22 protein-coding genes and 1 riboswitch are annotated in these 26,915 nt (G+C 57.4%); of the genes, 7 read left to right on the forward strand and 15 right to left on the reverse strand.

The window, feature by feature from the left end:
* The first annotated feature begins 110 nt into the window (after window positions 1–110).
* The 4 genes from DG357_RS03660 to folA all read left to right on the forward strand — a co-directional run bounded on the left by DG357_RS03660 (window position 111) and on the right by folA (window position 3,432).
* A complete protein-coding gene (locus tag DG357_RS03660; RefSeq protein WP_003856439.1) occupies window positions 111–344 on the forward strand; it encodes a YgdI/YgdR family lipoprotein in 234 nt (77 codons plus the stop codon).
* Window positions 345–449: 105 nt separating this feature from the next.
* The gene (gene kefF / locus DG357_RS03665; RefSeq protein ID WP_088204585.1) at window positions 450–980 is read left to right on the forward strand and encodes a glutathione-regulated potassium-efflux system oxidoreductase KefF; all 531 of its coding nucleotides are present in this window, start codon (window positions 450–452) and stop codon (window positions 978–980) included.
* On the forward strand, window positions 973–2,838 hold the full coding sequence (gene kefC / locus DG357_RS03670) for a glutathione-regulated potassium-efflux system protein KefC (protein ID WP_048960661.1): 1,866 nt from the start codon (window positions 973–975) through the stop codon (window positions 2,836–2,838). Before kefF ends, kefC begins: the two co-directional genes overlap by 8 nt.
* Window positions 2,839–2,952: 114 nt before the next feature.
* A complete protein-coding gene (gene folA, locus DG357_RS03680; protein WP_006173915.1) occupies window positions 2,953–3,432 on the forward strand; it encodes a type 3 dihydrofolate reductase in 480 nt (159 codons plus the stop codon).
* Window positions 3,433–3,467: 35 nt separating this feature from the next.
* Here the strand turns inward: folA and apaH are convergent, their stop codons facing one another.
* The 6 genes from apaH to lptD are packed head-to-tail and all read right to left on the reverse strand — an operon-like array spanning window position 3,468 to window position 10,197.
* Complete coding sequence (gene apaH / locus DG357_RS03685) at window positions 3,468–4,316, reverse strand: bis(5'-nucleosyl)-tetraphosphatase (symmetrical) ApaH (RefSeq protein WP_047367308.1); 849 nt, start codon at window positions 4,314–4,316, stop codon at window positions 3,468–3,470.
* A gap of 4 nt (window positions 4,317–4,320) precedes the next feature.
* On the reverse strand, window positions 4,321–4,698 hold the full coding sequence (apaG, locus tag DG357_RS03690) for a Co2+/Mg2+ efflux protein ApaG (RefSeq protein WP_014882505.1): 378 nt from the start codon (window positions 4,696–4,698) through the stop codon (window positions 4,321–4,323).
* Between the two features lie 3 nt (window positions 4,699–4,701).
* Window positions 4,702–5,523 carry a 16S rRNA (adenine(1518)-N(6)/adenine(1519)-N(6))-dimethyltransferase RsmA gene (gene rsmA, locus DG357_RS03695; protein ID WP_028015479.1) on the reverse strand — a complete coding sequence of 274 codons (822 nt, stop codon included), beginning with the start codon at window positions 5,521–5,523 and terminating at the stop codon, window positions 4,702–4,704.
* Window positions 5,520–6,506, reverse strand: a complete 987-nt coding sequence (gene pdxA / locus DG357_RS03700) for a 4-hydroxythreonine-4-phosphate dehydrogenase PdxA (RefSeq protein ID WP_041911259.1) — start codon at window positions 6,504–6,506, stop codon at window positions 5,520–5,522. Before pdxA ends, rsmA begins: the two co-directional genes overlap by 4 nt.
* On the reverse strand, window positions 6,506–7,792 hold the full coding sequence (surA, locus tag DG357_RS03705; protein ID WP_049137722.1) for a peptidylprolyl isomerase SurA: 1,287 nt from the start codon (window positions 7,790–7,792) through the stop codon (window positions 6,506–6,508). The genes pdxA and surA overlap by 1 nt, the downstream gene beginning before the upstream one ends.
* Window positions 7,793–7,845: 53 nt before the next feature.
* Window positions 7,846–10,197, reverse strand: coding sequence for an LPS assembly protein LptD (gene lptD, locus DG357_RS03710; protein WP_088204584.1), 2,352 nt, complete (start codon window positions 10,195–10,197; stop codon window positions 7,846–7,848).
* 239 nt (window positions 10,198–10,436) lie between these two features.
* On the opposite strand from lptD, the gene djlA reads away from it, so the two are divergent.
* Entirely contained in the window at window positions 10,437–11,252 is an 816-nt protein-coding gene (gene djlA / locus DG357_RS03715; protein ID WP_028015483.1) for a co-chaperone DjlA, read from the forward strand.
* Window positions 11,253–11,282: 30 nt separating this feature from the next.
* Here djlA and rluA read toward each other — a convergent pair whose 3' ends face one another.
* The 6 genes from rluA to araB form a co-directional block, all read right to left on the reverse strand.
* Entirely contained in the window at window positions 11,283–11,942 is a 660-nt protein-coding gene (rluA, locus tag DG357_RS03720; RefSeq protein ID WP_088204583.1) for a bifunctional tRNA pseudouridine(32) synthase/23S rRNA pseudouridine(746) synthase RluA, read from the reverse strand.
* 12 nt (window positions 11,943–11,954) lie between these two features.
* The gene (gene rapA, locus DG357_RS03725) at window positions 11,955–14,861 is read right to left on the reverse strand and encodes an RNA polymerase-associated protein RapA (RefSeq protein ID WP_088204582.1); all 2,907 of its coding nucleotides are present in this window, start codon (window positions 14,859–14,861) and stop codon (window positions 11,955–11,957) included.
* 128 nt (window positions 14,862–14,989) lie between these two features.
* Entirely contained in the window at window positions 14,990–17,347 is a 2,358-nt protein-coding gene (gene polB, locus DG357_RS03730) for a DNA polymerase II (RefSeq protein ID WP_088204581.1), read from the reverse strand.
* A gap of 73 nt (window positions 17,348–17,420) precedes the next feature.
* Entirely contained in the window at window positions 17,421–18,116 is a 696-nt protein-coding gene (araD, locus tag DG357_RS03735; RefSeq protein WP_088204580.1) for an L-ribulose-5-phosphate 4-epimerase, read from the reverse strand.
* Between the two features lie 47 nt (window positions 18,117–18,163).
* Window positions 18,164–19,666 carry an L-arabinose isomerase gene (gene araA / locus DG357_RS03740; RefSeq protein ID WP_048960667.1) on the reverse strand — a complete coding sequence of 501 codons (1,503 nt, stop codon included), beginning with the start codon at window positions 19,664–19,666 and terminating at the stop codon, window positions 18,164–18,166.
* Window positions 19,667–19,676: 10 nt separating this feature from the next.
* Window positions 19,677–21,386, reverse strand: a complete 1,710-nt coding sequence (gene araB / locus DG357_RS03745) for a ribulokinase (RefSeq protein ID WP_088204669.1) — start codon at window positions 21,384–21,386, stop codon at window positions 19,677–19,679.
* 335 nt (window positions 21,387–21,721) lie between these two features.
* Between araB and araC the strand changes: the two genes are divergently transcribed.
* A complete protein-coding gene (gene araC, locus DG357_RS03750) occupies window positions 21,722–22,567 on the forward strand; it encodes an arabinose operon transcriptional regulator AraC (RefSeq protein ID WP_028015490.1) in 846 nt (281 codons plus the stop codon).
* Between the two features lie 118 nt (window positions 22,568–22,685).
* Entirely contained in the window at window positions 22,686–23,453 is a 768-nt protein-coding gene (locus DG357_RS03755) for a DedA family protein (RefSeq protein WP_045259445.1), read from the forward strand.
* Between the two features lie 43 nt (window positions 23,454–23,496).
* Here the strand turns inward: DG357_RS03755 and thiQ are convergent, their stop codons facing one another.
* Genes thiQ through thiB form a run of 3 tightly spaced genes read right to left on the reverse strand, consistent with a single transcriptional unit; the run spans window position 23,497 to window position 26,751 of the window.
* Complete coding sequence (gene thiQ, locus DG357_RS03760) at window positions 23,497–24,198, reverse strand: thiamine ABC transporter ATP-binding protein ThiQ (protein WP_088204578.1); 702 nt, start codon at window positions 24,196–24,198, stop codon at window positions 23,497–23,499.
* Window positions 24,182–25,792 carry a thiamine/thiamine pyrophosphate ABC transporter permease ThiP gene (gene thiP / locus DG357_RS03765; RefSeq protein WP_063943832.1) on the reverse strand — a complete coding sequence of 537 codons (1,611 nt, stop codon included), beginning with the start codon at window positions 25,790–25,792 and terminating at the stop codon, window positions 24,182–24,184. The genes thiQ and thiP overlap by 17 nt, the downstream gene beginning before the upstream one ends.
* A complete protein-coding gene (gene thiB / locus DG357_RS03770) occupies window positions 25,768–26,751 on the reverse strand; it encodes a thiamine ABC transporter substrate binding subunit (RefSeq protein ID WP_048960671.1) in 984 nt (327 codons plus the stop codon). The genes thiP and thiB overlap by 25 nt, the downstream gene beginning before the upstream one ends.
* Window positions 26,752–26,782: 31 nt before the next feature.
* Window positions 26,783–26,883: riboswitch (TPP riboswitch) on the reverse strand.
* Between the last annotated feature and the right edge of the window lie 32 nt (window positions 26,884–26,915).

Below are 26,915 nucleotides of genomic sequence, written 5' to 3' on the forward strand. Positions count from 1 at the left end.
GGCAATTTTCTCATCTTAAGAACCTTCTGGTTTTTCATCCGCTTTCAGTCAGTTAGCCTAAAATAGTTAGGTCGATAACGAAAATTCAACTGAGAGCAGGGGAAAACACCATGCAAAATAAATTACTGATCGCTTCCGTTCTGGCTGCCACCGCAATGTTTACCGTCGCGGGCTGTTCGTCCAATCAGGCAGTAAAAACCACCGATGGTAAAACCATCGTGACTGACGGGAAACCGCAGGTGGATGACGATACCGGCCTGGTGTCGTACAAAAACGCCGAAACCGGTCAAACTGAACAGATTAATCGCGACCAGGTGAAATCCATGGGCGAGCTGGATAACTAATTCAGAATTCTGACGTAAGCCCGTCAATAATATTCACTATTAGCCTGTTGAATTACTGACTACACTCTTCTGGTAAAAGAAGGCAGTAAAACAACAGGCTACTCAATGATTGTGATAATTTATGCGCACCCTTATCCGCAGCACTCGCATGCGAATAAGCGGATGCTTGAGCAGGCAAGGACGCTGGATAACGTAGAGATACGTTCCCTCTATCAACTCTATCCCGATTTTAATATCGATATCGCCGCCGAACAGGAGGCGCTCTCCCGTGCCGATCTGATCGTCTGGCAGCACCCGATGCAGTGGTACAGCACGCCGCCGCTCCTGAAGTTGTGGATTGATAAAGTCTTCTCCCACGGCTGGGCTTACGGCCACAACGGCCATGCGCTAAAAGGAAAAAGCCTGATGTGGGCGGTCACTACGGGCGGAGGAGAAAGCCACTTTGATATTGGTACCTTCCCGGGGTTTGACGTCCTGGCGCAGCCGCTGCAGGCTACGGCGCTTTACTGCGGGCTGAACTGGCTCCCGCCTTTTGCGATGCATTGCACCTTTGTTTGCGACGATGAAACGCTGCAGGCGCAGGCTCGCCATTATAAACAACGCTTGCTTGAGTGGCAGGAGACGCATCATGGATAGCCATACGCTGATACAGGCGCTGATTTATCTCGGCGCGGCGGCGCTGATTGTGCCGGTGGCGGTACGTCTGGGGCTGGGGTCGGTTCTCGGCTACCTGATTGCGGGCTGCGTCATTGGGCCCTGGGGCTTTCGACTGGTAACGGATGCGGAGGCGATCCTCCATTTCGCTGAAATTGGCGTCGTGCTGATGCTGTTTGTGATTGGTCTGGAGCTGGATCCGCAGAGGTTATGGAAACTTCGCGCCTCGGTATTTGGCGGAGGCGCGCTGCAGATGGTGGCCTGCGGCCTGCTGCTCGGTGGGTTCTGCATCCTGTTGGGCATGGACTGGAAAGTGGCGGAGCTTATCGGCATGACGCTGGCGCTCTCCTCGACGGCCATCGCCATGCAGGCGATGAACGAGCGAAATCTGACGGTCTCGCAGATGGGACGCAGCGCGTTCTCGGTGCTGCTGTTCCAGGATATCGCCGCTATTCCGCTGGTGGCGATGATCCCGTTGCTGGCGGCAAGCGGCTCATCCACGACGCTGGGGGCGTTTGCGCTGTCGGCATTAAAAGTCGTGGGGGCGCTGGCGCTGGTGGTCCTGCTTGGCCGCTACGTGACCCGCCCGTTACTGCGGTTTGTTGCCCGTTCAGGTCTGCGCGAAGTGTTCAGCGCCGTGGCGCTGTTCCTGGTGTTTGGCTTTGGTTTGCTGCTGGAGGAAGCCGGGCTGTCGATGGCGATGGGGGCGTTCCTCGCAGGCGTTCTGCTGGCGAGCTCTGAATATCGTCACGCCCTAGAAAGCGATATCGAGCCGTTCAAAGGGCTGCTGCTGGGGCTGTTTTTCATCGGCGTGGGGATGTCCGTCGACTTCGGCACGCTGGTCACGCACCCGCTGCGGATCGTCATCCTGCTCGTCGGTTTCCTGGTGATTAAAATGGCGATGCTGTGGCTGATTGCGCGTCCATTGAAGGTGCCGAACAAGCAGCGCCGCTGGTTTGCCGTACTGCTGGGTCAGGGGAGCGAATTTGCATTCGTGGTCTTTGGTGCCGCGCAGATGGCAAACGTGCTCGATCCCGAGTGGGCGAAAGCGCTGACGCTGGCGGTCGCGCTGTCGATGGCGGCAACGCCTGTTCTACTGGTGGTGCTGACGCGTCTGGAAAAATCAGGCAGCGAGCAGGAGCGCGAAGCCGACGAGATCGATGAGGAGCAGCCGCGCGTCATCATCGCCGGATTTGGTCGCTACGGGCAGATCGTCGGGCGTTTACTGCTGTCAAGCGGGGTGAAAATGGTGATTCTCGATCACGATCCTGACCATGTCGATACCCTGCGTAAATTTGATATGAAGGTGTTTTACGGCGATGCGACTCGCGTCGATCTGCTGGAATCCGCCGGGGCGGCAAAAGCTGAGGTATTGATTAACGCCATTGACGATCCTGAGACCAGCATGCAGATGGTGGAGCTGGTAAAAGAGCATTTTCCGGGGCTGACCATTATCTCCCGCGCGCGCGATGTGGATCATTACATCCGGCTGCGTCAGGCGGGCGTAGAGGCGCCGGAGCGTGAAACGTTCGAAGGCGCGCTGAAGTCTGGCCGCCTGGCGCTGGAGAATCTGGGGCTCGGCGCGTATGAAGCGCGCGAACGTGCGGACCTGTTCCGCCGCTTTAACACCGGGATGGTGGAAGAGATGGCGGCGATGGCCGGCAGTACGGCCACGGAGCGTGCGGCGGTGTTTAAACGCACCAGCGCCATGCTGACAGAAATCATTAACGAGGATCGCAATCACCTGTCGCTGATCCAACGTCATGGCTGGCAGGGCACGGAAGAGGGCAAGCATACCGGCGATCCGGCTGACGAGCCCGAGAGTAAACCTTCCGCGTGAAGTGGAGTTGCCAGCAATAATAAAAAATTTCTGTATCTTTACTCTGCCGCCAGTCGACGAAAGATTAAGCTTTCCGTATAGTGGCGGCAATTTTTTGCATCCGGGAAATTTTCAATGATCAGTCTGATTGCAGCGCTGGCGGTGGACCGCGTTATCGGTATGGAAAATGCCATGCCGTGGAACCTGCCTGCCGATCTCGCATGGTTTAAACGTACTACGTTAAACAAGCCGGTAGTGATGGGCCGCCTGACCTGGGAGTCGATTGGTCGTCCATTGCCGGGCCGTAAGAATATCGTTATCAGTAGCCAGCCGGGCACTGACGATCGCGTCGAATGGGTTAAGTCCGTTGATGAAGCGATTGCCGCCTGCGGTGACGCCGAAGAGATCATGGTGATCGGCGGCGGCCGAGTGTATGAGCAGTTCCTGCCTAAGGCGCAGAAGCTGTATCTGACCCACATTGATGCGGAAGTGGAAGGGGACACCCATTTCCCGGATTACGATCCGGACGAGTGGGAATCGGTATTCAGCGAGTTCCACGACGCGGATGCACAGAACTCCCACAGCTACTGCTTCGAGATTCTGGAACGTCGTTAAGTGATGTCCCTCTCCCGCCCGGGAGAGGGAATGATTCAGGAGGCAACGGCCTCACTTCCCCCTAAGTCCAGCTGTCGGTTGGACGGCTGAACAAAGTAAGTTTTATCTTCCCAGCGTAAGCAGGTCAACTCTCCGCCCCAGCAGCATCCGGTATCCAGACCGTAGATCCCGTCCGGCGTGCCTTTTCCTTCCAGCGCAGCCCAGTGGCCAAAGACGACGTTGTACTCGCTTGTCACGGGTCCAGGAATGGCAAACCACGGTTTGAGCGGGGCAGGCGCGCTTTCCGGCGTCTCTTTGGAATACATGTCCAGCTGCCCGTTCGGGAAGCAGAAACGCATGCGCGTAAAAGCGTTGGTAATAAAGCGCAGGCGGGCCAGACCGCTGAGATCCTCGCTCCAGTGATTCGGCATATCGCCGTACATGGCATCAAGGAAGAAGGGGTACGAGTCGCTCGCCAGCACCGCCTCAACGTCACGCGCGCAGGTTTTAGCCGTCTCAAGATCCCATTGCGGGGTGATCCCGGCATGAGCCATGACCAGCTTTTTCTCCTCATCGACCTGCAGTAAAGGCTGGCGGCGCAGCCAGTTAATCAGGTCGTCCGCGTCTGGCGCATCCAGCAGGGGAGAGAGGCGATCTTTAGGTTTGTTGCGGCTGATCCCGGCAAATACGGCCAACAGGTGAAGATCGTGATTGCCCAGCACCATGCGCACGCTGTCGCCCAGAGATTTGACGAAACGTAAAACCTCAAGCGAGCCCGGACCACGCGCGACTAAATCGCCCGTCAGCCAGAGCGTGTCCTGTCCTGGCGTAAAGTCGACCTGTTTTAACAATGCGATCAGTTCATCGTAGCAACCGTGAACGTCGCCAATCAGATATGTAGACATTAGATTAATGAATGAGTGTGGTTACGGCGAGACGGAACACAGGAATAGCAACGCGGAACACATTGCCATCGACGTCGACCATTTCATAATGGCCTTGCATGGTACCCAGCGGCGTTTCAATTACCGCGCCGCTGGTGTACTGATACTCTTCGCCAGGGGCGATGTGGGGCTGTTCACCGACCACTCCTTCACCCTGAACTTCAATTTCGCGGCCATTGCCGTTGGTGATAAGCCAGTAGCGCCCGCGCAGCTGCACGGGCATCCGCCCCAGATTGCGAATGGTCACGGTGTAAGCAAAGACAAAACGCTCTTCATCCGGCGAGGATTGCGATTCAACATAGACGCTTTGTACATGGACACATACGCGGGGCGAATCAATCATGGCTTAACTCTCCTTCGGCGGCGCATTTTCGCTGATGTAATTAGCCAGCTTGCAGTACTGCTCTACGGAAATGTTTTCCGCACGCATTGCCGGGTCGATCCCCAGCTCTGCTAACACCTCAACGGTAAACGAATTGCTCAGACTGTTACGGATCGTTTTACGGCGCTGGTTAAAGGCTTCCGTGGTGATGCGGCTGAGTACACGCAGATCTTTAACCGGATACGGTTTCGTTTTGTGCGGCACAAGGCGCACAACCGCAGAATCTACTTTCGGTGGCGGCGTGAACGCTGATGGCGGTACTTCGAGTACCGGGATCACGTTGCAGTAATATTGTGCCATCACGCTTAAACGACCATACGCTTTACTGTTCGGCCCTGCAACCAGACGGTTAACAACCTCTTTTTGCAACATGAAGTGCATGTCGGCAATGGCATCAGTATAGCTAAAGAGGTGGAACATTAGCGGCGTGGAGATGTTATACGGCAGGTTGCCGAACACGCGCAGCGGCTGGCCCATTTTTTCCGACAGTTCGCCAAAATTCATGGTCATGGCATCCTGCTGATAGATGGTCAGCTTTGGTCCGAGGAACGGGTGCGTTTGCAGGCGTGCGGCAAGGTCGCGGTCCAGTTCGATAACGGTCAGCTCGTCGAGGCGTTCGCCTACCGGCTCGGTCAGTGCGGCAAGGCCCGGGCCGATTTCGACCATAGCCTGACCCTTCTGCGGATTAATAGCAGAGACGATGCTGTCGATCACGAATTGATCGTTGAGAAAGTTTTGCCCGAAGCGTTTACGGGCTAAGTGGCCCTGATGGACTCGATTAGTCATTGAGTATTAACAATCATTTTGATGGCGAGATTAAGCGCCGTAATAAAACTGCCGACATCCGCTTTCCCCTGGCCTGCCAGATCCAGCGCAGTGCCGTGGTCAACGGACGTTCGAATAAAGGGTAAACCGAGGGTGATATTCACCCCGCGGCCAAAGCCCTGGTATTTTAGCACGGGCAGACCCTGATCGTGGTACATCGCGAGGACGGCGTCGGCATTATCCAGGTATTTTGGCTGGAAAAGGGTGTCCGCAGGCAGCGGCCCGCTGAGATTCATCCCTTTGGCGCGCATTTCTTCAAGCACCGGAATAATGGTGTCGATCTCTTCGGTGCCCATGTGCCCGCCTTCGCCGGCGTGCGGATTGAGGCCGCAGACCAGCACATGCGGCTGCGGGATCCCGAATTTTGTCTGCAGATCGTGATGCAGGATCCCGATGATCTCCCGCAGCAGTTCCGGGGTGATGGCATCAGGAATGGCCTTGATCGGTAGATGGGTGGTCACGAGAGCAACGCGCATCGCTTCCGTCGCCAGCATCATCACCACTTTCGGGCTGTGCGAGCGCTCTTCGAAAAACTCGGTATGCCCGGTAAACGGTATGCCCGCTTCGTTGATGACGCCCTTATGCACGGGGCCGGTGATCAGAGCGGCAAATTCCCCCTTCAGGCAACCGTCGCAGGCGCGGGCAAGGGTTTCCACGACGTAGTGGCCATTTTCCGTGCTGAGCTGGCCTGGAACAACGGGAGTACGAAGGGGAACAGAAAGAAGAGTGAGCGTACCGGCCTGCTGTGGTGCGGGCTGTTGGCCTTCAACGTAAGGGATGAGCGTTAAGGGCAGACCGAGCAGATTCGCCCGGTCTTGTAACAGTGTTGCATCCGCGCAGACAACCAATTCTACTGGCCAGCTGCGCTGGGCGAGCTGGACAACGAGGTCAGGCCCAATCCCGGCGGGTTCGCCGGGAGTGATAACAACACGATGCTGTTTCATTAGTTGCTCAGGACTTTCACGTAAGCACTGGCGCGCTGTTCCTGCATCCAGGTTGCCGCTTCTTCGGAGAATTTACGGTTAAACAGCATACGATAGGCTCTGTCTTTCTGCGCCGCATCCGTTTTGTCCACGTTGCGGGTGTCCATCAGCTCGATCAGATGCCAGCCAAATGAAGAGTGAACCGGGGCACTGATCTGGCCTTTATTCAGCTTCATCAGCGCATCGCGGAAGGCAGGATCGTAAATGTCCGCAGTCGCCCAGCCCAGATCGCCGCCCTGGTTCGCAGAGCCAGGATCCTGAGAGAACTCTTTCGCTGCATTGGCAAACGACGTTTTACCGCTCTTAATATCTGCGGCAATTTGCTCCAGCTTCGCACGCGCCTGATCGTCAGTCATGATCGGTGACGGCTTCAGCAGAATGTGGCGAGCGTGAACTTCAGTCACGGAGATATTCTGGCTCTGACCGCGCAGATCGTTCACTTTCAGAATGTGGAAGCCCACCCCTGAACGGATTGGACCGACGATATCGCCTTTCTTCGCCGTGCTCAGCGCCTGAGCAAAGATAGATGGCAGCTCCTGGATACGTCCCCAGCCCATCTGACCGCCTTTCAGGGCCTGTTGGTCAGCAGAGTAGGTGATAGCCAGCTTGCCAAAGTCGCCGCCGTTACGCGCCTGGTCGACAATTGAACGTGCCTGACTTTCTGCTTCAGCAGCCTGATCTGACGTTGGGTTCTCTGGCAGTGGGATCAGAATGTGGCTCAGGTTCAGCTCTGTGCTCGCATCGTTCTGGTTGCCCACCTGTTTTGCCAGCGCATCCACTTCCTGAGGCAGGATCGTGACGCGACGACGCACTTCATTGTTACGCACTTCCGAGATCAGCATCTCTTTACGGATCTGGTTACGGTAGGTAGCGTAGCTGATGCCGTCATAGGCCAGACGGCTGCGCATCTGGTCCGGCGACATGTTGTTCTGCTTTGCAATGTTAGCGATAGCCTGATCAAGCTGCTCGTCAGTCACCTTCACGCCCATTTTCTGACCCATCTGCAGGATAATCTGATCCATGATCAGACGCTCCAGAATCTGGTGGCGCAGCGTGGCGTCATCCGGAAGTTGCTGACCCGCTTCGCCCGAATTGAGCTTCACGGATTTCATCAGACCATCAACGTCACTTTCGAGCACGACGCCGTTGTTAACGACAGCGGCGACCTTATCAACAACCTGGGGGGCCGCGAAGCTGGTATTCGCAACCATAGCGACACCAAGCAGCAGCGTTTTCCAGTTCTTCATACTTTTTCCATTTCAATTAACCGCAAAGCGGATTACGTTGTAAATCAAGCACATTACAAAGAACTACTGTACGGCAGAATGTTCGAACGCAGCATCTGATGCGTGCCCAGGCCGTAGTTGGAGCTCAGGCCGCGCAGTTCGACATTAAAGCCAATCACGTTATCGTATTTGCTCTGATTGTTTACAGTGTCCCAGCCGTTAAGCTTACGCTCGTAACCGACGCGCAGCGCGTAACAGCAGGAGTTATATTGCAGACCAACCATCTGGTCCGCTGGCTTATTCGCGTTGGTGTCAAAGTAGTAAGCGCCTACGATTGACCAGCGGTCGGCGATAGGCCAGCTAGCTGCACCACCAACCTGCGAGATGCCGTCTTTATACTGTTCTGCGCCTGCATAAGAAGGCAATGTTGCCTGAATATATTCCGGGCTGGCATAACGATACGTCAACTGTACCATGCGGTCTTCATCGCGACGGTACTCAATAGCGGCACTGCTTGTGGCGATATTATCGAGGCGAGTGTCATATTGCACACCACCACGCAGGCCCCAACGGTCAGTCATGCGCCAGTACGTATCTCCCGCCCATACCAGCGATCCCGTTTTGTTGTCTTTCTCCCACTGAATGTTGTCATCACCGGTACGTGACTCGGTGAAATAGTAGATTTGACCAACAGAAACGTTAAAACGTTCAACGGCGGCATCATCATAAACGCGTGTTGTGACGCCGGTCGTTAACTGGTTAGCGGAGGCGATACGGTCCAGACCGCCGTAAGTACGGTCACGGAACAGGCCGCTGTAGTCAGACTGCAGTAAAGACGAGTCGTAGTTCTGAATCTTGCTCTGATCGCGGTACGGTACGTACAAATACTGCATACGTGGCTCAAGCGTCTGGGTATAACCATCCGCCAGCAGGCCCATATCACGCTCGAAGATCAGCTTCCCGTCCATTTTGAACTGCGGGAGCGTTCGGTTAACCGACTCTTCCAGATGCGCATTCTTCGTGGTGTTGTAATTATCAATATTTTTTTGCTGATAGTGCGTCGCCATCAGCTTGGCTTCGGTATTCAGGCTTGCCCAGTCGTTAGACCACGGCAGATTGATCGTCGGCTCCAGGTGAACACGCGTAGCTTCCGGCATGTCCGAATCCGTGTTCACGAAATGTACCGCCTGAGCGTAAACCCGGGTGTCGAATGGACCTACATTATTCTGATACCAGTTAACGTCCAGCTGCGGCTCTGCACCATAGGTAGGCGTGGACTGGTCAGAGAATACCTGGAACTGCTTGGTTGAGACGGTTGCATCAAAGTTCTGCACCGCATAGCCTACGCTGAACTTCTGCGTGGCATAGCCATCCGTGCTCGAACCGTATTTAGACGAGAAGTCGTTAAAATAAGATGAGTCGCTGACTTTGGTATAGTCAACGTTAAAGCGCCACACCTGATCCATCACTCCGGCATGCTGCCAGTAGAATAGCCAGCGGTGTTTATCGCCTTCTGTAGGGTGCTCATCCTGGAAGACCTTATCCGACGGCAGATAATCCAGCTCCATCAGGCCAGCACCGGCCTGAGTCAGATAGCGGAACTCGTTTTCCCACATGATGTTGCCGCGCTTGTGGATATAATGCGGCGTGATCGTGGCGTCCATGTTGGGCGCGATGTTCCAGTAATACGGCAGGTAGAACTCAAAGTAGTTCGAGGTGCTGTATTTGGCATTCGGGATCAGGAAGCCCGAGCGACGCTTGTCACCCACGGGAAGCTGGAGATAAGGGCTGTAGAATACCGGCACCGGACCCAGCTTAAAGCGTGCGTTCCAGATCTCTGCGACCTGCTCTTCACGGTCATGGATAACTTCGCTCCCGACCACGCTCCAGGTATTTGAACCCGGCAGACATGATGTAAAGGAGCCATTCTCCAGAATCGTATAGCGGTTTTCACCGCGCTGTTTCATCAGGTCCGCTTTACCGCGTCCCTGGCGACCCACCATCTGGTAATCACCTTCCCAGACGTTAGTATCTTTGGTATTCAGGTTTGACCAGGCTTTCGGACCTTTCAGGATGACCTGATTGTCGTCATAGTGCACATTACCCAGCGCATCCACCGTTCGTACCGGCTCGACCGCGCCTTCCGGCTGCTTCTGGTGCAACTGCACTTCATCAGCCTGCAGGCGGCTATTGCCCTGGTTAATATCCACATTGCCCGTAAACGTGGCATTGTCAGGATAAGTACCTTTGGAGCTATCGGCAGTAATGGTTACCGGCAAGCTATTTGTATCGCCCTCCACCAGTGGGCGATTATAACTTGGGACGCCAAGCATACACTGCGAGGCGAGATCGGCCGCCAGCCCCTGTTGACTGTACAGGGCGGAGCCAATCATTGTGGCCAGGAGGGTGGGGATACGTTTTTTCATACGTTATATTTTATTGTTCCGTCATCAGTGGCTACGGCTTACAAACGCTCAGAGACTATCTTACTCATCAGCGCAGTACCAGCGTTAATCCTGCCCGTTTGCGCGCCAGAGTGTTAGGCTCGCTATCGAATGACGAGTATGATAAAGCAAATTATAGGCGATGTCCTTCAATTGACCGTGGCTTGAACACTGTGATGATGACGTTGCGTCGGCAGGGAATATGACTATCCGGGGAGTATATGCAGTATTGGGGTAAAATAATCGGCGTTGCGTTCGCCATCATCATGGGTGCCGGGTTCTGGGGAATTGTGCTTGGGCTTATCATTGGCCATATGTTTGATAAGGCACGCAGCCGCAAAATGGCCTGGTTTGCCAATCAGCGCGAGCGCCAGTCGCTCTTTTTCTCCACCACCTTTGAGGTCATGGGGCACTTAACCAAATCCAAAGGCCGCGTGACCGAAGCGGATATTCAAATTGCCAGCGTTTTTATGGATCGCATGAACCTGCATGGTGAGTCCCGCCTGGCGGCGCAGAATGCGTTTCGCATCGGTAAATCGGATAACTATCCGCTGCGTGAAAAGATGCGCCAGTTCCGTAGCATCTGCTTCGGACGTTTTGATTTAATTCGGATGTTTCTGGAAATCCAAATCCAGGCGGCGTTTGCCGACGGCTCGCTTCACCCCAATGAACGCGATGTCCTGTACGTTATTGCGGAAGAACTGGGTATTTCCCGTATGCAGTTTGACCAGTTCCTGCGCATGATGCAGGGCGGCGCCCAGTTTGGCGGCGGCTATCACCAGCAGTCTTCCGGCGGTGCATGGCAGCAGGCGCAGCGTGGCCCGACGCTGGAAGATGCCTGCAACGTGCTTGGCGTGAAGCCCACGGACGATCAAACCACGATTAAACGTGCCTACCGTAAGCTGATGAGCGAGCATCATCCTGACAAGCTGGTGGCGAAAGGTTTACCGCCGGAAATGATGGAGATGGCGAAGCAAAAAGCGCAGGAAATCCAGAAGGCGTACGAGCTCATTAAAGAGAAGAAAGGTTTCAAATAAGAAAAAGCCCGACAATGTCGGGCTTTTTTTTCAGAAGTCCACCGGGGCTTTAAACGTCATCGCGTTACCGAAAGTAGGGTGGGTGATGGTGAGCGTCTGCGCATGGAGCTGCAGGCGTGGCGCTAACGCCAGGGCCTCTGGCGGGGCGTAGAAACGGTCACCCAGAATCGGGTGACCCAGCGCAAGCATATGCACGCGCAGCTGGTGTGAACGTCCGGTAATCGGCTTAAGCAGGACGCGCGCGGTGTTATCCGGCGCGTACTCCAGCACTTCATATTCGGTTTGCGCGGCCTTGCCGGTTTCATAACACACCTTCTGCTTTGGCCTGTTCGGCCAGTCGCAAATCAGCGGTAAATCCACCAGCCCTTCCGCCTGCACCGGGTGGCCCCAGACGCGGGCAACATACTGCTTCTTCGGCTCGCGCTCGCGGAACTGACGCTTCAGCTCGCGCTCCGCCGCTTTATTCAGCGCCACCACAATCACGCCGCTGGTGGCCATGTCCAGGCGATGGACGGACTCGGCCTGCGGATAATCGCGCTGAATGCGCGTCATCACGCTGTCTTTGTGCTCATCCAGACGGCCCGGCACGGACAACAGGCCGCTCGGCTTGTTGACCACCATAATGTGTTCATCCTGATACAGAATGACCAGCCAGGGATCCTGCGGCGGATTATACGGCTCCATCACCATCTTGCGCTCCGTTTACTGATGCGTCACAACGATAAGACGCAGGGCATCCAGACGCCAGCCTGCCTGATTCAGGCTTTCCAGCACCTGCTGACGGTTGCTTTCAATTGCCGCCAGTTCGTCGTCGCGGATGTTCGGGTTGACCGCTTTTAACGCTTCCAGACGGGACAGCTCGGCAGACAGTTTCTCGTCGGCTTCATTGCGCGCGGCGTCAATCAGGTCTCGGGCCGCTTTTTCAATCTGGATTTCGCCCTGCTGGAGAATGGCGTGCACGTCCTGCTGCACCGCGTTCACCAGCTTGCTGCCGGTATGGCGGTTCACCGCGCTCAGCTGGCGGTTGAAGCTTTCGAACTCCACCTGTCCTGCCAGGTTCGTACCGTTTTTATCCAGCAGCAAACGCACCGGCGTTGGCGGCAGGAAGCGGTTGAGCTGAAGCTGTTTCGGCGCCTGTGCTTCCACAACATAGATCAGCTCCAGCAGCAGCGTGCCTACGGGCAGCGCCTTGTTTTTCAACAGGGAGATGGTGCTGCTGCCGGTATCACCGGAGAGGATCAGATCCAGCCCGTTGCGGATCAGCGGGTGTTCCCAGGTGATGAACTGAGCATCTTCACGGGACAGCGCCACGTCACGCTCGAAGGTGATGGTACAGCCATCTTCCGGCAGGCCCGGGAAATCGGGCACCAGCATGTGGTCTGACGGGGTTAACACGATCAGGTTCTCGCCACGATCGTCCTGGTTAATCCCGACAATGTCGAACAGGTTCATGGAGAAGCCGATCAGGCTGGTGTCGTCATCTTGTTCTTCAATGCTCTCGGCAAGCGCCTGCGCTTTTTCGCCACCGTTGGAGTGGATCTCCAGCAGGCGGTCGCGCCCCTGTTCAAGCTGCGCCTTCAGCGCTTCATGTTTCTCGCGGCAGGATTTAATCAGATCGTCAAAACCGTCGGTATTTTCCGGCGCGGCCAGGTAACCGATCAGATCGCCGTGTACCTGGTCATAAATGGTGCGACCCGTCGGGCAGGTATGCTCAAACGCATCCAGACCTTCGTGGAACCAGCGCACCAGCACGGACTGAGCGGTTTTTTCCAGGTACGGCACGTGGATCTGAATATCATGCGCCTGGCCGATACGATCCAGACGGCCGATACGCTGCTCCAGCAGATCCGGGTTGAACGGCAGATCGAACATCACCAGATTGCTGGCGAACTGGAAGTTACGCCCTTCAGAACCGATTTCGGAGCACAGCATCACCTGCGCGCCGCTGTCCTCTTCACTGAACCACGCCGCCGCTCGGTCGCGCTCGACGATGGACATGCCTTCGTGGAACACGGCGGCACGAATGCCTTCGCGCTCGCGCAGAACCTGTTCCAGTTGCAGAGCGGTGGCGGCTTTGGCGCAGATCACCAGCACTTTCTGGGAGCGGTGCGCGGTGAGGTAGCCCATCAGCCACTCCACGCGCGGGTCGAAGTTCCACCAGGTGCCGGTATCGCCTTCAAATTCCTGATAAATCTGTTCCGGGTAGAGCATGTCACGCGCGCGCTCTTCCTGAGTTTTGCGCGCGCCCATAATGCCGGAGACTTTAATCGCCGTCTGATACTGCGTCGGCAGCGGGAGCTTGATGGTGTGCAGTTCGCGTTTAGGGAACCCTTTCACGCCGTTACGGGTGTTGCGGAACAGCACGCGGCTGGTGCCGTGACGGTCCATCAGCATGTCGATCAGCTCTTTACGCGCGGATCCCGCATTCTCGCTGTCGCTGTTCGCAGCCTGCAGCAGCGGTTCGATATCCTGCTCGCCAATCAGATCGCTCAGGGTGTTGAGTTCATCGTTTGAGAGACGTTTACCCGCCAGCAGCAGCGCGACGGCATCCGCAACCGGACGGTAGTTGTTCTGCTCTTCCACGAACTGAGCGAAGTCGTGGAAACGGTTTGGATCGAGCAGGCGCAGACGGGCGAAGTGACTTTCCAGACCGAGCTGCTCCGGCGTTGCGGTCAGCAGCATGACGCCGGGCACGCGCTCGGCAAGCTGTTCAATCGCCATATATTCGCGGCTTGGGGCATCTTCGCTCCACACCAGGTGGTGCGCTTCGTCGACGACCATCAGGTCCCATTCGGCATCGCACAGATGCTCAAGACGCTGCTTGCTGCGGCGCACGAAATCCAGCGAGCAGATCACCAGCTGTTCGGTTTCAAACGGGTTGTCCGCGTCGTGCTGCGCTTCGGCATAGCGCTCGTCGTCGAAGAGGGAGAAGCGCAGGTTAAAGCGGCGCAGCATCTCCACCAGCCACTGGTGTTGCAGCGTTTCCGGCACGACAATCAGCACGCGCTCGGCAGCGCCGGAGAGCAGCTGCTGGTGCAGGATCATGCCCGCTTCGATGGTTTTACCCAGGCCCACTTCGTCAGCCAGCAGCACGCGGGGCGCATGGCGACGGCCCACGTCATGGGCGATATTCAACTGGTGGGGGATCAGGCTGGTGCGCTGGCCGCGCAGGCCACTCCACGGCATGCGGTACTGTTCGCTCTGGAACTTACGCGCGCGGTAGCGCAGCGAGAAGCGATCCATACGGTCGATTTGCCCGGCAAACAGGCGGTCCTGCGGCTTGCTGAACACCAGTTTGCTGTCGAGCAGTACTTCACGCAGGATGACGTTCGTCTCTTCGGTATCAAGACGCGTTCCGATGTAGGCGAGCAGTCCATTCTCTTCTTTTACGTCTTCAACCTTTAGCTGCCAGCCTTCGTGGCTGGTCACGGTGTCGCCCGGATTGAACATTACGCGGGTCACAGGGGAGTCATTGCGGGCGTACAGGCGGTTTTCACCGGTAGCAGGGAAGAGGAGGGTAACCATGCGCGCATCAACGGCAACGACGGTTCCTAATCCAAGTTCGCTTTCTGTATCGCTGATCCAGCGTTGACCAAGTGTAAAAGGCATAGTTGTTCGGCTCTAATCTTTAATTGCAGGCAATAGTTCGACCCCCGTCAAAAAAGACGGTCATCGAAAAATGGGTCCGGGAATGGAAAGGGCGCTATGGTACTGGATGGCAGCCATTTCGTCACGCGTCAAAATAGGCCAAGTTGCCCTGTCACAAGTGTAGCAAAATCGTCGTCGATGAACGGTAAAATTCCCTCCGCAACCGGCTGAAGCTGGCGGGTCAGGTAGTGATCGTAATCGAGAGGCGACTGCTGGTAATCAACGGGCTCCGGCCCGTTCGTTGTCCAGACGTATTTTATCGTCCCCCGGTTCTGATACTGCGGCGCGCGTCCCCGGCGCACATTCTCTTCGTCCGCCAGGCGCGCGGCGCGCACGTGGGGTGGGACGTTGCGCTGGTACTCCGCCAGCGGGCGGCGCAGGCGCTTGCGATACACCAGCTGGTCATCCAGCTCGCCGGCCATCAGGCTGGCGATGGTTTCGCGGATGTAGTCCTGATAGGGCTCGTTGCGGAAAATCCGCAGATAGAGCGTCTTCTGGAACTGCTGGGCCAGCGGTGTCCAGTCAGTGCGCACCGTCTCCAGCCCCTTAAACACCATTCTCTGCTTTTCACCCTCCTGGATCAGCCCGGCGTAGCGCTTCTTGCTGCCCTGGTCAGTACCGCGGATGGTGGGCATTAAAAAACGGGCAAAATGGGTTTCAAATTCCAGTTCTAATGCGCTGGTTAACCGCTCTTTTTGCAAATGTTCCTGCCACCAGTCGTTTACGAAGGCCACCAGTTCTTTGCCGATTCGTGAGGCGTCGTCTTCTGAATGTGCGCCCTTAAGCCACACAAAGGTTGAATCCGTGTCGCCGTAGATAACGTCATAGCCCCGGGATTCAATCAGCGCTTTGGTCTGACGCATGATGTCGTGTCCGCGCATGGTGATGGACGACGCCAGACGCGGATCGAAGAAGCGGCAGGCGCTGGTACCCAGCACGCCGTAGAAAGCGTTCATAATAATTTTCAGGGCCTGCGAGAGCGGCTTGTTGCCATGACGTTTCGCCTCGTCGCGGCCGTGCCAGATGTTCCCCACAATCTCCGGCAGACAGTGTTTTTCGCGCGAGAAGCGTGCCCCGAGAAAACCTTCGGTGCTGTGCGCGTCGTCTGGCTGCGCCATCCCCTCCACCAGCCCCACCGGGTCAATAAGGAAAGTGCGGATAATTGACGGGTAGAGGCTTTTGTAGTCCAGCACCAGAACCGAATCATACAGTCCTGGGCGGGAGTCCATCACGTAGCCGCCGGGGCTGGCCTGCGGCGGTACGTCCCCGAGGTTGGGCGCAACATAGCCCGCACGGTGCATTCGTGGGAAATAGAGGTGGCTAAAGGCGGCTACCGAGCCGCCGTGCCTGTCAGCCGCGAGGCCATTTACCGTCGCGCGCTCCAGCAGGAACGGCATGATCTCGGTTTTGTGGAATATCTGCGTCACCAGCTCGCAGTCTTTCAGGTTATAGGTGGCGAGCGCCGGTTTGTCTTCGTTGAAGCGCCGGTCAATCTCGTCCATGCGGTCCCACGGATTGTCGATGGATTTGCCTTCACCGAGCAATTCCTGCGCTACCGCTTCCAGAGAGAAGGAGGAGAAATTCCAGAACGCGGATTTCAGCGCCTCGATGCCGTCGATAATCAGGCGGCCGTTGGCCTGCGCAAAGAACACGCCGTTCTTAAAGCCGTGCTCACGCCACTCCAGCTCCGTATTTCCGCGCCCGAGCATCAGTGGGATGCGATACCGCTCTGCGTGTTTTTGCAGTACGCGCAGGTCAAACTGCACCACGTTCCAGCCGATCAGCACGTCCGGGTCGTGCTCGGCAAACCACTGGTTAAGCTTCTCCAGCAGCTGCGGTCGGCTGTTGACGTACTCAAGCTGAAAATCGAGCGCGGACGCATCGCCGTTCGGCGGCCCGAGCATATAGACAACCCGCTGCCCGCAGCCTTCCAGGCCGATGCAGTATAGCTCGCCGTGACGGGTGGTTTCGATATCCAGGGAAACCCACTTTAGCGGGGGGCGATAATGCGGATTAGGCTTCAGGCGAGCGTTGATAAGGGTGCCGTTTTGCTCAGCGCCGTCAACCCAGACGGGGGCGGTAATAAACCGCTCCATCAGAAAGCGTTCCGGCGGACGAATGTCCGCTTCGTAGAGCGTCACGCCCGCTTCGCGTAGTAATTTTTCGTAGCGCATCAGTTGGCGATGGGCGCGGCAGTATAGGCCATACACCGGCTGACGATGGAAATCTTTTAGCTCAAGAGGAGTGAGGCGCCAGCCGTTCTCATCGCGCAGCAGTTGTTTTACCTTCTCGACGTAATGTTCAGGGATAAACGCCACGGATTCCTGAGGAGGAAGCGTAACGTGCAGCGGGCCGTTATCTGTCGCCAGCCAGAACGCAACCTCGGTGCCCTGAGGGGTATCCCGCCAGTGTCGGGTCAGTAAAAAGCCTTCTTGCGCCTGTGCCACGCCATTATCCCAAAAACAAAACCAGGCCTGATTATAGCCTGGTTGAATGTTTTATGCTGGGGATATATACAGTTTATTGTCCGTAATAGGCCTTCGCGCCGTGCTTGCGCAGGTAGTGTTTATCCAGCAGGGTTTGCTGCATATCCGGCAACTGCGGTGCCAGCTGGCGGCAGAAGATCCCCATATAGGCGATTTCCTCCAGCACTATTGCGTTATGCACCGCGTCTTGCGCGTTTTTACCCCAGGCAAACGGGCCGTGAGAATGCACCAGTACGCCGGGCATTTGCGCCGCGTCGATCCCCTGTTTTTCAAAGGTTTCGACGATCACGTTCCCGGTTTCCCATTCGTACTCACCGCTAATCTCCGCATCGGTCATCAGACGCGTGCAGGGAATGGTGCCGTAAAAGTAGTCCGCGTGGGTGGTGCCGGTGGCCGGAATGGACTGGCCCGCCTGCGCCCAGATGGTCGCGTGACGCGAGTGGGTATGCACGATGCCGCCGATAGTCGGGAAGGACTGATACAGCAGACGGTGGGTGGGCGTATCGGATGACGGTTTTTTGTTACCTTCCACCACTTCACCCGTTTCGATGCTGACCACGACCATATCCTCTGCGGTCATCACCGTGTAATCCACGCCCGAAGGCTTGATCACGAATACCCCTTTATCCCGGTCAACGGCGCTGACGTTGCCCCAGGTCAGAGTCACCAGGTTATGTTTTGGCAGCGCCAGGTTGGCTTCAAGTACCTGACGTTTGAGATCTTCTAACATCGTTGTCTCCCTGCCCGGCGAGCGCAGCGCCACCGGGCATTACGTACTTAGCGTTTTGAACCGTAATAGACTTCGTTCCAGCGCAGCGCGTCTTTAAAGGCTGGCAGACGGGTGTCGTTATCAATCACGGTCAGCTCGATATCGTGCAGCTCGGCAAACTGGCGCATATCGTTCAGGTCCAGCGCGTGGCTGAAGACGGTGTGGTGCGCGCCACCCGCCAGGATCCAAGCCTCTGACGCGGTTGGCAGGTCCGGCTGCGCTTTCCACAAGGCATTGGCGACCGGCAGCTTCGGCAGAGAGTGCGGGGTTTCAACCGCATCGACGCAGTTCACCAGCAGGCGGAAGCGGTCGCCGAGGTCGATCAGGCTGGCGTTGATGGCCGGACCGGTACGGGTGTTGAAGATCAGACGGGCCGGATCCGCTTTGCCGCCGATGCCGAGGTACTGCACGTCAAGGATCGGTTTCTCTTCAACCGCGATGGAGGGACACACTTCCAGCATGTGCGAACCGAGCACCAGATCGTTGCCGTTCTCGAAGTGGTAGGTGTAGTCCTCCATAAAGGAGGTGCCGCCCTGCAGACCGGTCGACATCACCTTCATGATGCGAAGCAGAGCGGCAGTTTTCCAGTCGCCTTCACCCGCAAAGCCGTAGCCCTGCTGCATCAGACGTTGTACTGCCAGACCCGGCAGCTGTTTAAGGCCGTGCAGGTCTTCAAATGTAGTGGTAAAAGCGTGGAAGCCGCCCTGTTCCAGAAAACGCTTCATGCCCAGCTCAATGCGTGCGGCATCCAGCACGTTCTGGCGCTTGTCGCCGTTGATTTGTGCCGCAGGCGTCAGGCGGTAGCTGCTTTCGTACTCGTCCACCAGCGCGCTCACGTCGCCGTCGCTGATGTCATTCACCACCTGCACCAGGTCGCCCACCGCCCAGGTATTCACGGAGAAGCCGAACTTGATCTGCGCCGCGACTTTATCGCCGTCGGTCACCGCCACTTCACGCATGTTGTCGCCGAAACGCACCACTTTCAGGTGACGGGTATCCTGCTTAGAGACCGCCTGACGCATCCAGGAGCCGATACGCTGTTGTGCCTTGCCGTCCTGCCAGTGGCCGGTGACCACAGCGTGCTGCTGGCGCATGCGCGCGCCGATGAAGCCGAACTCGCGGCCGCCGTGCGCGGTCTGGTTCAGGTTCATGAAGTCCATGTCGATGCTGTCCCACGGCAGGGAGGCATTGAACTGAGTGTGGAACTGCAGTAGCGGTTTGTTGAGGATTGCCAGGCCGTTGATCCACATTTTGGCCGGTGAGAAGGTGTGCAGCCACACGACCAGGCCGGCGCATTTGTCGTCGTAGTTGGCGTCACGGCAGATATTGGTGATTTCGTCCGGCGTCGTACCCAGCGGCTTCAGCACCAGTTTGCACGGCAGTTTGGCTTCCGCGTTCAGCGCGTTAACCACGTGCTCCGCGTGTTTCGTTACCTGCTGCAGCGCTTCCGGTCCGTACAGATGCTGGCTGCCAATCACAAACCACACTTCATAATTATTAAAAATGGTCATCATCGTGTCCTTAATGGGTCAGGGTTGCCGTAGTGTCCGCGGTGCTTTTGGCCGGGGCGGCGACAGGGAGATAGTGAAGCTCGGCGCTTTTTGCCCATTGCTGGTAGCGCTGATAAAGCTGTTCAAAGCGTTGTGCCTGCTGGACACGCGGCTGGAGCGTGTTTTCGACGGCGCTTGCCATGTGCTGCTGCGCGGTCGGGATATCCGCATGAACGCCTGCGGCCACGGCAGCGAAAATCGCGGCGCCCAGCGCGCAGCACTGATCGGAGGCCACAATCTGCAGCGGACGGTTCAGCACGTCGCAGCAGGCCTGCATAATCACCGGGTTTTTACGGGCGATACCGCCCAGCGCCATCACGTTGTTCACGTCGATGCCCTGTTCGGTGAAGCACTCCATAATGGCGCGCGCGCCGAACGCGGTGGCGGCAATCAGACCGCCGAACAGCGCCGGGGCATCGGTCGCCAGGTTGAGATCGGTAATCACCCCTTTCAGGCGCTGGTTGGCAAACGGCGTGCGGCGACCGTTAAACCAGTCCAGCACCACCGGCAGGTGGTCGAGAGACGGATTTTTTGCCCAGGCTTCGGTGAGCTGCGGCAGGAGCTGTTTTTTGCTCGCGGTAATCTGCGTTTTCAGCTCAGGATGCGCGGCAGCCAGCTGATCCAGCGGCCAGCCGAGCACCCGGCCAAACCAGGCGTAGATATCGCCAAATGCGGACTGACCGGCTTCGAGGCCGATAAAATCTGGCACCACGCTGCCGTCAACCTGGCCGCAAATCCCTTTCACCGCGCGGTCGCCGACGCTGGCTTTATCTGCCGTCAGAATGTCGCAGGTGGAGGTGCCAATCACTTTCACCAGCGTGTTAGGCTGCGCACCCGCGCCCACGGCGCCCATGTGGCAGTCGAACGCGCCGCCGGAAATGGTCACGTTTTGCGGCAGGCCGAGACGCGTCGCCCACTCTTCGCAGAGCGTGCCGACCGGAATATCGGCGGTGAAGGTGTCGGTAAAGAGCGGGTATTTCAGGTTTTTGTTGATGATCGGGTCAAGTTCATCGAAGAACGCTGCCGGAGGAAGACCGCCCCAGCCTTCATGCCACAGGGATTTATGCCCGGCGCTGCAGCGGCCGCGGCGGATATCCTGCGGGCGAGTGGTGCCGGAGAGCAGGGCGGGAACCCAGTCGCACAGCTCAATCCAGGATGCCGCGGCCTGGGCGACCGAAGCGTCCGTGCGGGTAACGTGCAGGATTTTGGCCCAGAACCATTCGCTGGAGTAGATGCCGCCGATGTAGCGCGAGTAGTCGGTTTTGCCCGGCTGATGGCATAAGCGGGTGATGGCTTCCGCCTCTTCCACGGCGGTATGGTCTTTCCAAAGCACGAACATGGCGTTCGGGTTGTCGGCAAACTCCGGGCGCAGCGCCAGCACGCGGCCTTCAGCGTCCACCGGGGCTGGCGTTGAACCGGTGCTGTCGACGCCAATCCCCACGACGTCGGCCCGCTGGGCGTCCGTCAGTTCAGCCAGCACGGTTTTGACCGCCGCTTCCATCGATTCAATGTAATCGCGCGGGTGGTGACGGAACTGGTTGTTTGGCGCATCGCAGTAGCGCCCCTCTTGCCAGCGCGGATACCACTCAACGCTGGTTGCTATCTCCTGGCCAGTCGTACAGTCCACTGCCAGCGCGCGAACCGAGTCGCTGCCAAAATCGAGGCCAATTGCAATTGCCATGGTGTTGCTCCATCCGAAACAGGTATGGAAGAACATTAGAGACTGGGGATAAAAATCGTCAGGCAGGATCCGCTAATCTTATGGACTAAATTGCTGTTACGACGGAAAGTGTGACGCCGTGCAAATATTCAATGTGGACATTTCTGCCGCACTTATAGACACTTTTGTTACTGCTTCTCTGCCCGTGTCGGCAGAAAAATCAGGGGAAAAGGCTGAAACATGGCGGACGTAAAAGAGGCGTGATGCTTTTTGGATCTTTTCGCAGGCCATTTTTATACTGCTTTTATCGATATGGACAAATGGTTTCCTTCAGGACCCTTGGGAGAACTGAATCTATGGCCGAACCGCAAAACGATCCCCTGCTGCCGGGATACTCATTTAACGCCCATCTGGTGGCGGGGCTGACGCCAATTGAGGCCGAGGGGTATCTCGATTTTTACGTTGACCGGCCGCTCGGCATGAAAGGGTATATTCTGAACCTGACCGTACGCGGGGAAGGGGTGATAAAAAACGGCGATCGGCAGTTTGTTTGCCGCCCGGGCGATATGCTGCTGTTCCCGCCGGGGGAGATCCACCACTACGGGCGTCACCCGGACGCCAAAGAGTGGTATCACCAGTGGGTCTATTTCCGTCCGCGCGCCTACTGGCAGGAGTGGCTCTCATGGCCGGCTATTTTCGCGCAAACGGGTTTTTATCGTCCGGATGAGGCGCATCTGGCGCAGTTTCGTGAACTGTTCGCACAAATTATTGAGGCGGGGCAGGCGGGCGGGCGCTATGCCGAACTGCTGGCGATCAACCTGCTTGAGCAGGTGCTGCTGCGCCGCATGGAGGCGATCAACGAGTCGCTTAACCCGCCGCTGGATAACCGCGTCCGCGACGCCTGCCAGTACATCAGCGACCATCTGGCCGACAGCCAGTTTGATATCGCCAGCGTTGCCCAGCACGTCTGTCTTTCGCCGTCCCGCCTGTCACACCTGTTCCGCCAGCAGCTTGGCGTGAGCGTGCTGAGCTGGCGTGAGGATCAGCGCATCAGCCAGGCAAAGCTGTTGCTCAGCACCACCCGGATGCCTATCGCGACCGTCGGACGCAACGTGGGCTTTGAAGATCAGCTCTATTTCTCTCGCGTGTTTAAGAAGTGCACCGGCGCCAGTCCCAGTGAATTCCGCGCGGGATGTGAATAAACGGTAAACATTCAGGTGAACTTCAGGAGCATCCTGTAAACTATTCAGACAATTGATGCCTTGACGCGGTGCGGGGCGCTAAGCAGAATCGCTGATTCGTTTTCTGACCGGAATAGTTATGCAGGCATTGCTGGAACACTTTATTACCCAGTCCGTTATGTACTCGCTCATCGCCGTGGCGCTGGTGGCGTTTCTGGAATCGCTGGCGCTGGTTGGGCTGATCCTGCCTGGCACCGTGATGATGGCGGGGCTTGGGGCGCTGATCGGCAGCGGTGAGGTCAATTTCTGGCAGGCGTGGCTGGCCGGGATTATCGGCTGCCTGCTGGGGGACTGGATCTCCTTCTGGCTGGGCTGGCGCTTTAAGAAGCCGCTGCACCGCTGGTCGTTCATGAAAAAGAACAAAGCGCTGCTGGATAAAACCGAACATGCGCTGCACCAGCACAGCATGTTCACCATTCTGGTAGGCCGCTTTGTCGGGCCAACGCGTCCGCTGGTGCCGATGGTGGCGGGGATGCTGGATCTGCCCGTCGCAAAATTCGTGGTGCCGAACATTATCGGCTGCGTATTCTGGCCGCCGTTTTACTTCCTGCCGGGGATCCTCGCGGGTGCGGCCATTGATATCCCTGACGGTATGCAAAGCGGTGAGTTCAAGTGGCTGCTGCTGGGAACGGCGGTACTGCTGTGGCTGGCGGCCTGGCTCTGCTGGCGGCTATGGCGCAGCGCGAAAGCCAGCGTCGATCGCCTGACGCGCTATCTCCCGCGCGCGCGCCTGCTCTGGCTGGCCCCGCTGACGCTGGGCGTGGCGGTGGTGGCGCTGGTCGCGCTGATTCGTCACCCGCTGATGCCGGTGTACGGCGAGATCCTGCTGAAGGTGGTGAGCCGTTAAGGTGTTTTCCCTCTCCCCGTGGGAGAGGGCCAGGGTGAGGGCGTCAGACCGCACGAATGCCTAACAATGAAGACGCCTCCGCGTTACCACTCAGAAGTTCTTGTGTTTCTCCATCCCACAAAATCCGTCCCTCCGCGATCACTACCGATCGCGGCGCAATGCGTGCGGCATCTTCAATGCTGTGCGAAACCATCAGCATCGTGATCTGCTGGCGCTGGCAAACCTCTTCCACCAGCGAGAGCATCTCCTGGCGCAGGGCCGGGTCGAGTGCCGAGAAGGGTTCATCGAGCAGCAGCAGCGGCTGCTCGCGCACCAGACAACGTGCCAGCGCCACGCGCTGACGCTGGCCGCCGGAAAGCTCACCGGGCAGTCTGGAAATCAACGCGGACAGGCCCATTTGTTCGGCAATCTCCTCCAGCTTCTGACGCTGCGCAGCATTGAGTTTTAACCCCGGATCGATTCCCAGCGCGATGTTCTGCCACACCGTAAGGTGATTAAACAGATTGTTTTCCTGAAACAGCATCGACACCGGGCGCTTAGCCGGCGGAGCGTAGGTATACTCGCCATTATCAATGACTATCGACCCGCTGACAGGCTGCAAAAAACCGGCAATCAAATTGAGCAGGGTACTTTTACCGGCCCCGCTTGGGCCAAGCACCGCAATTCGCTCTCCCTGACGAACAGAGAGGGTAAAACGCATCGGCAGATGCTGGTAAAGCCAGGTTACATCAGTCAGTTTTAACATCACGCCCCGGAAGTTTTTCGATAACGGTAAATAAGGCAAAGCACAGCAGTAACAGGAGCAGCGCCGTGACGGCACCGTCCTGGCTGCGGTAGGAGCCAATTTGCTGGTAAAGCCAGAACGGCAGCGTGCGGAAATCCTCGTTGCCAAAGAGGGCCACCACGCCAAAATCCCCAATCGACAGCACGCAGGCGAAGGCCATCGCCTGGGCGAGCGGCCGCTTCAGGGCGCGTAGTTCGACCACTTTCAGCCGCCGCCAGCCCATAATGCCAAGGGACTGACACAGGGCGCTGTACCGGCTGTTAACATCCCGCATCGGGTTTTCCAGTACCTTCAGCGCGTACGGTATGGCCATTAAGGCGTTGGTAAAAATGACGATGCCGTCGGCGCTTTCCGGCAGGCCGATGGTGCTGTTAAACAGTAAAAAGAAGCCGGTCGCCAGCACAATGCCCGGCATCGCCAGGATCAGCATGCCCGTCAGTTCCAGCGCGTGTCCGGCTTTACGGGCATGTCGCGCGTACAGCTCGCGGCTGCTCCAGAGCAGCATCATGGTCAGCGTCACGCAGATTAGCCCGGCTGCCAGCGCGATACGCAATGAGGTCCACGTGGCCTGCCACAGGACCGGCTGTTGAAGTACCGATACCACATTCCGGTTGAGGCCATCGGCGATCACGGCCAGCAGCGGCGGCAGCAGAAGCAGGAGCGCCAGCGCGATCAGCATCACGTCCGAGATGCGGCTGTGCAGGCTGTCCTGCGGATCGCGCCAGCCAGAAAGATTATTGCTTCCTGCGGGGATCGCTTTGCTCAGCCGCTGGCTGAGTAACACCAGCGCCAGGCAGCACACCATCTGTACGATCGCCAGCAACGCGGCGCGGCCCGGATCGTAGTCGTAACTTAATGCCTGATAGATCGCCAGCTCAATAGTGGTGGCCTGCGGGCCGCCGCCGAGAGAAAGCACGGTCGCAAAGCTGGCGAAACAGAGCATAAAGATCAGCGCGGCCACCGGGGCAATCTGGCGTCGCAGCCACGGCCATTCGACAAAGCGGAAGAATGACCATCCGCGCATGCCAAGCTGGGCGGCAATCTGGCGCTGCTCGCCGGGTATGTTCTCCAGCGCCTGCAAAAAGAGGCGCGTCGCCATCGGCATATTGAAGAAAATGTGTGCCAGCAGGATGCCCTTCAGGCCGTAAGGGGAGAAGGTCCATTCCAGGCCTAAAGACGCGAAGAGCGAGGCCAGCCAGCCCTGGCGACCGTATACGCTCAGAATACCAAAAACGGCCACCAGTACGGGCAGGATCAGCGTCATGGCGCACAGGCGCAGCAGGGCCAGCCTGCCGGGGAAACGTCTGCGATAGAGGGCGCGCGCAAGGAAAATGGCCGGGATGACTGACAGCAGCGCGGAAAGAAACGCCTGCCAGAAGGAGAAACGGATGACGTGCCAGAGATAGCTATCGTGCCAGAGCGCGAGCAGATCGCTCTCTGGCGCGTTAAACCACAGCGCCAGAAACGCTCCCAGACTGACGACCACCATCAGTATGGCGGCAATCAGTCCGGGAACTAACCAGCCGGGGATCAGCGGCTGACGGCGCGTTGCCATTCGCTTATCCATGCGGCGCGCTGAGCGGCAACCTGCTGCGGCGTAAATTCCAGCGCGGTCTGCGGTTTGTTCAGCTGCTCAAAGCCTGCCGGCAGCGCCGCGTCGGTGACCGGGTACATCCAGTTGCCCGTCGGAATGGCGTTCTGGAATGCCGGGGAGACCATAAATTTCAGGAACTTCTCGGCCAGTTCCGGCTGTTTGCTGGCGGCGGTGCGGGCAGCCACTTCAACCTGCAGGTAGTGACCTTCAGCGAAATTCGCAGCCGCGTAGTTGTCTTTCTTCTCGGCAATAATATGATAGGCCGGAGAGGTGGTGTAGCTCAGCACCAGATCGCTTTCGCCTTTCAGGAACAGGCCGTAGGCTTCGCTCCAGCCTTTAGTGACCGTAACTGTTTTCGCAGCCAGCTTTTGCCACGCCTCCGGCGTTTTGTCGCCGTAGACTTTCTGCATCCACAGCAGCAGCCCCAGGCCCGGCGTGCTGGTGCGCGGATCTTCATAAATCACGCGCCATTTCTGGTCGCTTTCGACCAGCTCTTTCAGGCTCTTCGGCGGGTTCTTCAGCTTGTTTTTATCGTAGACGAATGCAAAGTAGCCGTAATCGAAGGGAACGAAGGTGTCGTTTTTCCAGCCGCCCGGCACGTTGACGGCATCTGCCGCTACGCCGCTTTTGGCAAACAGTCTGGTTTGCGTGGCGGCTTCCAGCAGGTTGTTATCCAGACCGAGCACCACGTCGGCCTTGCTGTTTTTCCCTTCCATGCGCAGGCGGTTAAGCAGCGACACGCCATCTTCCAGCGCCACGAACTTCAGCTCGCAGTTGCAGTCGGCTTCAAAGGCTTTTTTAACCACCGGGCCGGGGCCCCAGTCGGCGGAGAAGGAGTCGTAGGTATAGACCGTCAGAACAGGCTTAGCAAAAACAGGCAGCGCAACCAGCGCCAGCAGAGGAAGAACGTTTTTTAACACTTTGCACCTCAGGGTTGAGTGGCAAAGGATTTTGAGAAACAGCCTCAAATCCCTTCGCCGGCGTTATCCGGATCAGGTTCGACGGGTATTATCTCAGCGCACATCTGTGATGCAGCACCCCGTTGAGAACGGCGCTATTGTAATGATTTGGTGAATATTACGAA

Origin of the sequence: Enterobacter bugandensis (assembly GCF_900324475.1) — a bacterium.
GTDB classification, from domain to species: Bacteria; Pseudomonadota; Gammaproteobacteria; order Enterobacterales; family Enterobacteriaceae; genus Enterobacter; species Enterobacter bugandensis.